Source organism: Mycolicibacterium hodleri (genome assembly GCF_025822245.1).
Classification (GTDB): Bacteria; Actinomycetota; Actinomycetes; order Mycobacteriales; family Mycobacteriaceae; genus Mycobacterium; species Mycobacterium hodleri.
This window is the reverse complement of sequence record NZ_JACKTL010000009.1, coordinates 47,158-54,036: the sequence shown is the minus strand read 5'-3', so window position 1 is coordinate 54,036 and position 6,879 is coordinate 47,158. Positions and strand designations below refer to the sequence as shown.

General features: G+C 70.1%; 7 protein-coding genes. 5 read left to right on the top strand and 2 right to left on the bottom strand.

Going from position 1 to position 6,879, the window contains the following annotated elements; all coding sequences use genetic code 11:
• The 5 genes from H7J06_RS02525 to H7J06_RS02505 all read left to right on the top strand — a co-directional run.
• Nucleotides 1-113, top strand: a 113-nt coding sequence (locus H7J06_RS02525; RefSeq protein WP_504928666.1) for a 4-hydroxy-2-oxovalerate aldolase family protein, incomplete at its 5' end; no start/stop codon positions are given.
• A 39-nt stretch (nucleotides 114-152) separates the two neighbouring features.
• Nucleotides 153-1,145, top strand: coding sequence for a permease (locus tag H7J06_RS02520; RefSeq protein ID WP_264036710.1), 993 nt, complete (start codon nucleotides 153-155; stop codon nucleotides 1,143-1,145).
• Nucleotides 1,142-1,855, top strand: a complete 714-nt coding sequence (locus H7J06_RS02515) for a TIGR03943 family putative permease subunit (RefSeq protein ID WP_264036708.1) — start codon at nucleotides 1,142-1,144, stop codon at nucleotides 1,853-1,855. Before H7J06_RS02520 ends, H7J06_RS02515 begins: the two co-directional genes overlap by 4 nt.
• Nucleotides 1,845-3,029 (top strand): serine hydrolase domain-containing protein, encoded by a 1,185-nt coding sequence (locus H7J06_RS02510; RefSeq protein ID WP_264036706.1) that lies wholly within the window; start codon nucleotides 1,845-1,847, stop codon nucleotides 3,027-3,029. Before H7J06_RS02515 ends, H7J06_RS02510 begins: the two co-directional genes overlap by 11 nt.
• Before the next feature lie 31 nt (nucleotides 3,030-3,060).
• Nucleotides 3,061-5,148 (top strand): RecQ family ATP-dependent DNA helicase, encoded by a 2,088-nt coding sequence (locus H7J06_RS02505; protein WP_264036704.1) that lies wholly within the window; start codon nucleotides 3,061-3,063, stop codon nucleotides 5,146-5,148.
• Here the strand turns inward: H7J06_RS02505 and H7J06_RS02500 are convergent.
• Together H7J06_RS02500 and H7J06_RS02495 are read right to left on the bottom strand one after the other, a co-directional pair.
• Nucleotides 5,141-6,529 (bottom strand): HNH endonuclease signature motif containing protein, encoded by a 1,389-nt coding sequence (locus H7J06_RS02500; protein WP_264036702.1) that lies wholly within the window; start codon nucleotides 6,527-6,529, stop codon nucleotides 5,141-5,143. The two genes, H7J06_RS02505 and H7J06_RS02500, sit on opposite strands and share 8 nt — an antisense overlap.
• Nucleotides 6,526-6,846, bottom strand: coding sequence for a DUF222 domain-containing protein (locus H7J06_RS02495; protein WP_264036699.1), 321 nt, complete (start codon nucleotides 6,844-6,846; stop codon nucleotides 6,526-6,528). Before H7J06_RS02495 ends, H7J06_RS02500 begins: the two co-directional genes overlap by 4 nt.
• Between the last annotated feature and the right edge of the window lie 33 nt (nucleotides 6,847-6,879).

Here is a 6,879-nt window from a genome sequence, read left to right as displayed (position 1 = left end):
ATCAGCTGCTGCACCGCGCCGGGCAACGCAAACTCATCGGCGGCCAGGAAGACCAACTCATCGACATCGCCCTGGAAATCAAACGCGAACAGGACGCCGCCACCACCGCGTAGTCGAACCGTCCTGCCAGAAACGCCAGGCAGGATGGGGCCGTGACTTCGGCCCCTCCCCAGAGTCGACGACGCGTCGGTTCCCTCGAGGTTCTGCTGCTCGGCCTCATCGCGCTGGCGACGTCCGCCGGGGTGGTCAGCGAGTTCGTCGCGGACAATTCCGGGCTGCGCACCGCCGCGACCGTGTTCTGCGGGGTGTTCGTCCAGGCCCTCCCGTTCCTGGTACTCGGCGTAGTGGTCAGCGGGTTGATCGCCGCGTTCGTCAGCGCCGAGCGGCTACGACGTTGGCTGCCGCGTCGGCCTGCCCTGGCCGTTGCGGTAGCCGGCGTCGGCGGTGCCGCCCTGCCGGGATGTGAATGCGGCTCGGTTCCGGTGGCTCGCAGGCTGTTCGGGCCCGGCACGAACGGCGCGGCCGCCCTGACGTTCATGCTGTCGGCGCCGGCGATCAACCCGGTGGTGCTCGTCGCGACGGCCGTGGCGTTCCCGGGCCAGCCCGCGATGGTGCTCGCCCGCTGCGTCGCCTCACTGGTGACCGCCGTCGTCATGGGACTGCTGTGGTCGCGATTCGGCAAGGCCGTGTGGGTGACCCGCGACCTGCCCGAGGCCGCGCCGGACGGCTCGTCGCGGTGGGTGGTGTTCACCGAGGCGGCGCGACACGACTTCCTGCAGGCCGCGTCCTACCTGGTGGTGGGGGCGGCCGCCGCGGCGGCGCTGCACGTGCTGGTGCCGGCGTGGATGTTCGAGCACCTGGCAGGCAACCTCCTCGTCGGGGTCGTCACCATGGCGCTCCTCGCGGTGGTCCTGGCGCTGTGCTCGGAGGCCGACGCGTTCGTCGTCGCGAGCCTGACGATGGTTCCGCTGGTGCCGCGACTGGTGTTCCTCGTCGTCGGACCGGCGTTCGACGTGAAGTTGGCCGCGATGCAGGCGGGCATGTTCGGCCGCGCCTTCGCGCTGCGCTTCGGCCCGGCCACGTTGGTGGTGGCCAGCGTCGTCGCGACCGTCGTCGGGCTGGCGATCCTGGGCGGTGGCTCGTGAGCCGGGGCACCCAGAACGTGGTGCTGCTGCTGGTCGGTCTGAGCACCGCGGTGATGTTGGTCAAGGGCACCTACCTGAACTACGTGCGGCCGGGGCTGCTGCCGTGGCTGGCCGTCTCGGCGGCCGTACTGGTGACGCTCGGGGTGGTGTCCGTCGTGCGCGACCTGCGGTCGGCACGAGACGACCATGACCACGACCACGAGCACGGGCATCGACACCAGCCGTGGCTTGGCTGGCTGCTGCTGATCCCCATCGCGATGGTCGCCTTCGTCGTCCCTCCGGCGCTGGACGCCCGTGGCGCCACGCCGGCCGCGGTCACTGCGCCCCAGCCGCGCGCCTTCCCGCCGCTGCCTGCCGGTGACGCACCCACGGTCTCCCTGCCCGAAGTGGTCATGCGGGCGGCGGCCGACTCGACGAATTCGCTTGTCGGACGGTCCATCACGCTCACCGGATTCACGCTGCACCACTCCGACGGGGTCGACCTCGGGCGGGTGGTCATCGTCTGCTGCGCGGCCGACGCACAGCTCGCGCGCATCCACCTGACCGGACCCGCGGTCACGTCCGCCGCCGACCATCCGGAGGACACCTGGCTGCGGATCGAAGGTCAGATCGTGCCAGGGTCGTCCCATGCAGATGACGGGTACATCCCGACCATGACGGTCACGAGTGTCACACCAGTCGACAAACCGGCCAACACGTATGCGTACTGACTTCCCCGGGTTCGCCGACGAGGGCTTCGGGCCCGTCGCGGACGCGTTCGCCGAGAACTTTCGTCGCGGCCCGGAGATCGGCGCAGCGTGTGCGGTGCACCACGACGGCCGACTCGTGGTCGACCTACACGGTGGCGTCGCGGACGCGACCACCGGAAGACCTTGGACGGCAGACACTCTCACCGTTGGTTTCTCGATATCCAAGGGTCTGATGGCACTGTGCGGTCATCTCGCACATCAGCGCGGACTGCTCGACTTCGACGCCCCCGTCGCGTCGGTGTGGCCGGAGTTCGCCGCTCGCGGCAAGCAGGACATCGTGATTCGCGACGTCTTCGCACACAGGGCGGGCCTGATGGCGTTGGACGCCGATCTCACCCTGGCCGACGTGCTGGCCTGGGATCCGGTGATCCGCGCCATCGAGGATCAGCGTCCGCTCTGGACGCCGGGCACCGCGTTCGCCTATCACGCGCTGACGTTCGGCTGGCTCACCGGCGAGATATTGCACCGTGCCACCGGCATGATGCCGGGCGAACTGCTCGCCGCGAACTTCACCGACGAGCTCGGCGTGAACGCGTGGATCGGGTTGCCGTCGAACCTCGAGCACCGGGTGGCCAGGATGCACGCGCCGCGGTCGCGGGTGCTCAGGACCGCGTACCGAGCGATGCCCACGATCCTGAGCCGTATCGGGAAGGCGCCGGCGGTGCGCGCCGTCACCCTGGGTTCGGCGTTTCCGTTCTCACTGATCGACGGGTGCGCGGGCGACTTCAACACCGAGGCCGTCCACGCCGCGCAGATCCCGGCAGCCAATGCGATCCTCGATGCCCGTGCCCTGGCGACGATCTACGCCTCGGCCGTGGCACCCCTGACCGGTGCGCCGCTGCTGTCCGAAGCGTCGATCGCCGACGCGGTCACGGTGCGCTCGGTGGGGAAGGGGTGGTCCGCTGCGCTCAGCCCGCCGGGGATCCGATTCTCGACGGGATTCCTGGTCAACGGCATCCCGTTCCGTCCTCTGGTGTCGGACTCGTCGTTCGGCCACGACGGTGCCAGCGGCAGCCTGGGCTTCGCGGACGCCGACAGCAAGACGGGCTTCGGCTACGTCAACAACCTCATCGCACCGCGTGATCACCGGGCGAACAACCTCACCGCAGCCCTTCGGCGCTGCCTCGGCCGCTAGGGCGTCGGACCGTACGGGCACGATGTACGGCATGGCCACCCGCGAGCAGGCGCAGACGATCCTCGAGCAGTTGGCCGGTCCGCAGGCCGTCCTGCGCGACGACCAGTGGACGGCCATCGAGGCGCTCGTCGTGCAGCGCCGCCGCGCCCTCGTCGTGCAACGCACCGGATGGGGCAAGTCGGCGGTGTACTTCATCGCGGCCAAGTTGCTGCGCGCCAGCGGGCACGGGCCCACGGTCATCGTCTCGCCGCTGCTGGCGCTGATGCGCAACCAGGTGCAGGCGGCCGACCGTGCCGGCGTGCGGGCGGCCACCATCAACTCGAGCAACGTCACCGACTGGGCCGAGATCCACGAGCGAGTGCGGGGTGGTGACCTCGACGTCCTGCTGGTGAGCCCGGAGCGGTTGAACAATCCGGACTTTCGCGACCAGGTACTGCCCGCCCTGGCGCACGACGCCGGCCTCGTCGTCGTCGACGAGGCGCATTGCGTGTCGGACTGGGGCCACGACTTCCGGCCGGACTACCGGCGCATTCGCACGCTGATCGCCGAACTGGGCACCGACGTGCCGGTGCTGGCCACGACGGCCACCGCCAACGACCGCGTCGTCGACGACGTGGCGAGTCAGCTCGGGGTCGGCGGTCAGGACACCCTGGTGCTCCGCGGAGGGTTGGACCGCGAGTCGCTGCGGTTGTCGGTGGTCAAGGCCGGCAACCCCGCCCAGCGCGCGGCTTGGCTTGCCGCGCACATAGATTCGCTGCCGGGTTCGGGCATCGTCTACACGCTGACCGTGGCCCAGGCCAACGACGTCGCTGCGCTGTTGCGTGACCAGGGGCACCCGGTGGCCTCCTACACCGGAGCCACCGAGACCTCGGAGCGCGAGCAACTCGAGGCAGACCTGTTGGACAACCGCGTCAAGGCGCTGATCGCCACCTCGGCACTCGGCATGGGCTTCGACAAACCCGACCTCGGGTTCGTCGTCCACCTGGGTGCCCCGTCCTCGCCCATCGCCTACTACCAGCAGGTCGGCCGTGCGGGCCGGTCGACGGCCAGTGCCGAGGTGGTGCTTCTGCCTGGCCACGAAGACCAGGACGTCTGGCGTTACTTCTCGTCGGTGGCGTTCCCGTCGGAAGCCATGGTGCGCAACGTGATCGACGCCCTCGAGTCCGAGCGGCCGCAGTCGACGCCGGCGCTGGAGCCGCTGGTGGATCTGGGGCGGACCCGGCTGGAGATGGTGCTGAAGGTGCTCGACGTCGACGGGGCGGTGCGGCGCGTGAAGGGCGGCTGGATCGGCACCGGCGTGCCGTGGGAGTACGACGAGGCGCGGTATCGAAAGCTCGACGAGGCACGCAAGCGCGAGCAGCAGGCCATGCTGGACTACCAGGTGACCGACGGCTGCCGGATGGCGTTCCTACGGGGCCAGCTCGACGATCCGGAGCTCGCCGAGGGTGAACGGTGCGGTCGCTGCGACAACTGCACCGGCAAGCAGTACGACGCTTCGGTCGATCCGTCCTCGGCCGAGGACACCCGCCAGCGTCTGATGCGCCCGGGCGTCGAGATCGCCCCCCGCAAGCAGTGGCCGTCCGGTTTGGCGAAGTTGGGCGTCAACCTGAGCGGCAAGATCGGTGACGGTCCCGCACCTGGCAGGGTGATCGGCAGGCTGACCGATCTCGGATGGGGTGCCCGGTTGCGGCGACTGCTCGACGAGCCGGACGCCGAGGTGCCCGCGGAGGTGGTGCAGGCGGCGGTCAAGGTGCTGGCGTCGTGGGACTGGTCGACGCGGCCGACCGCGGTGCTGGCGATGGACTCCGAACGCCATCCCGTGCTGATCCGCTCGCTGGCCCGCGAACTGGCTCGCCTCGGGCGGCTGACCGATCTGGGCACGCTGCAGTACGCGCCGGAGCGCCGCCCGGTGACCGCGGCCAACTCCGCGTACCGGGTCGCGGCACTGCACGGTGCCTGGCTGGCCCCCGATCCGTCCGTGATCGCCGACGCCGGCGGACCGGTGCTACTGGTCGACGACATGACCGACACCGGGTGGACGATCACGATGGCCGCGCGTGTCGTCAGGTCCGCGGGCGCGTCGGAAGTGCTGCCCTTCGCGCTGGCGAGCACTAGCTAGCCTCGTCTGCCGCCTGGCTGAGATCGCGTTCGCGTTGGATGCGTCTGGCGCGGTCGTGGGCGCGGGTGGTCGTGCGGCGCGGCATGGTGAGACCCGACGCGTGGCGTGTTGGAACGCTTCTCGCCTCAACGGTTCTGGTCGGCTGGGACAGTTCGGGGAAGAGCAGTCGGCTGCCCGGTGTGGTGGTGTGGGTGCGGCCGTCGGGTGCGGTCCACACGATGGTGCCGTCGTCGAGTTGGGTTTCGCGCCAACCGTTCTCGCCGCCCCAGAAGGTCTTCAGCAAGTGGTGTCGACGGCATAGGCATTTCAGGTTGGACGCCGCCGTGGGCCCGTAGGGCCACGGAATCGTATGGTCGACGTCACAATTCGTCGCCGGGGCGCGGCAGCCCGGGAAGCGGCACGTCAGGTCGCGGCATCTGACGAAGTCGGCCAGCTTCTTCGAGGGTCGGTACCGGGGTTCGGGTGGGGCTTGCCCGGGGTGCACGATCGCGGTGATCGTGGCCCCGACGGTGGCTCGGCAGGCGATCGCGCCGGGCAGGAACTGTCCACCGATCATCGCCGCGGGCCGAATGCTGGCCAGCCGGCCGGGGGTGGGGGTGAGGGCTTCGGTGAGGGTCAGCTCGCGCAGCGGCTTGGTGAACATGGCCGGGGGTTCGCCGTCGAGGGCGGTCCGCTCGGCGGCGGGGGCCGGGCTGGCCGGGGTGTCGGCCGACTCCTGCTCCGCGGCAGCCTGATCGACGGTCGCCGCGTCGTCGGCAGCGTCGATGTCCTCGGCGGTCTCAGTTTGTCCATCGCCGGTGCATCCGCGGTCATCCGTTGGCGAACCAGGTGCCGGGGTGGCCGGCACGGGCGGCGGCAGTGGCGGTGCAGGTGACTCTGGTGCCGGCCGCTCATCGAGGGTGAGCGTGTCCTGGCTGGCGATGACGAAGACCACCACCCCCGTCGAGGGAGGATTCTCACCGGCCGGGCAATCCTCGGACCCACACAGGCACGCCAGGCGGTCCGCTCCGTGAGACAGTGCGCCCATCGCATCGGAGCGACGCTGATCCAGGGTGCGAGGATCAGCCGGGCAGACGGTGCGGGCCAACGCGTCCACACGGGCGTCGAACGCCTTGGCGTCGTGGGCGAACAGGGTCGCGAAGACCGTCGCCATCCCGCTGCCGTCCTCCTCACCCACCTCGACCGACCGGCCCCGCGCCCTAGTCTCGGTCCGGATGACCGCCTGCGGGTCGACCTGGGCGACGAACCCGTCGATCGTCTTCTCCAGCGTCGCCACCGACATGGGTTCCCGGCTGCTCAGCGCCTCGGCGAGCAGCTCGTCCAGGGCGCGGAGGGCGTCGGGGTCGACGACCAGGGCACCGCGCTGCACCACCGCCTTCACCAGCTGGTGATGAGCCCGTCGGCGAACACCGCGGCCACCTTGGGGAAGCGTTCATGCAAGGCCACGGCGACCAACAACTGGTTGGACGCGGCGCCGGGGGTGATCCGCAGAACGGCCCCGATGTGGGCGGCGACGAAGTCCCAGGTGTCGGTGCACCACAGGTCCCGCTCCGCGGCCCCCTCGACGGCGGAAGCCTCCTCGAACATGGCGGCCATCGCGGCGACCTTGCGGGCACACGCGGCGGACTCCGCCCGAGACCACGCCTCCACCGCACCGGCACCCGAAGTGTCGGTAGCGGTGACCAATGACTCGAACATACATTCGAATCTACCCGTGAACTACGACTCGCA

Excerpts from the sequence above, each read along its gene's own strand:
- H7J06_RS02505 (WP_264036704.1), top strand. The coding sequence starts at position 3,061 with ATGGCCACCCGCGAGCAGGCGCAGACGATCCTCGAGCAGTTGGCCGGT.
- H7J06_RS02510 (WP_264036706.1), top strand. The coding sequence starts at position 1,845 with ATGCGTACTGACTTCCCCGGGTTCGCCGACGAGGGCTTCGGGCCCGTC.
- H7J06_RS02495 (WP_264036699.1), bottom strand. The coding sequence starts at position 6,846 with ATGTTCGAGTCATTGGTCACCGCTACCGACACTTCGGGTGCCGGTGCG.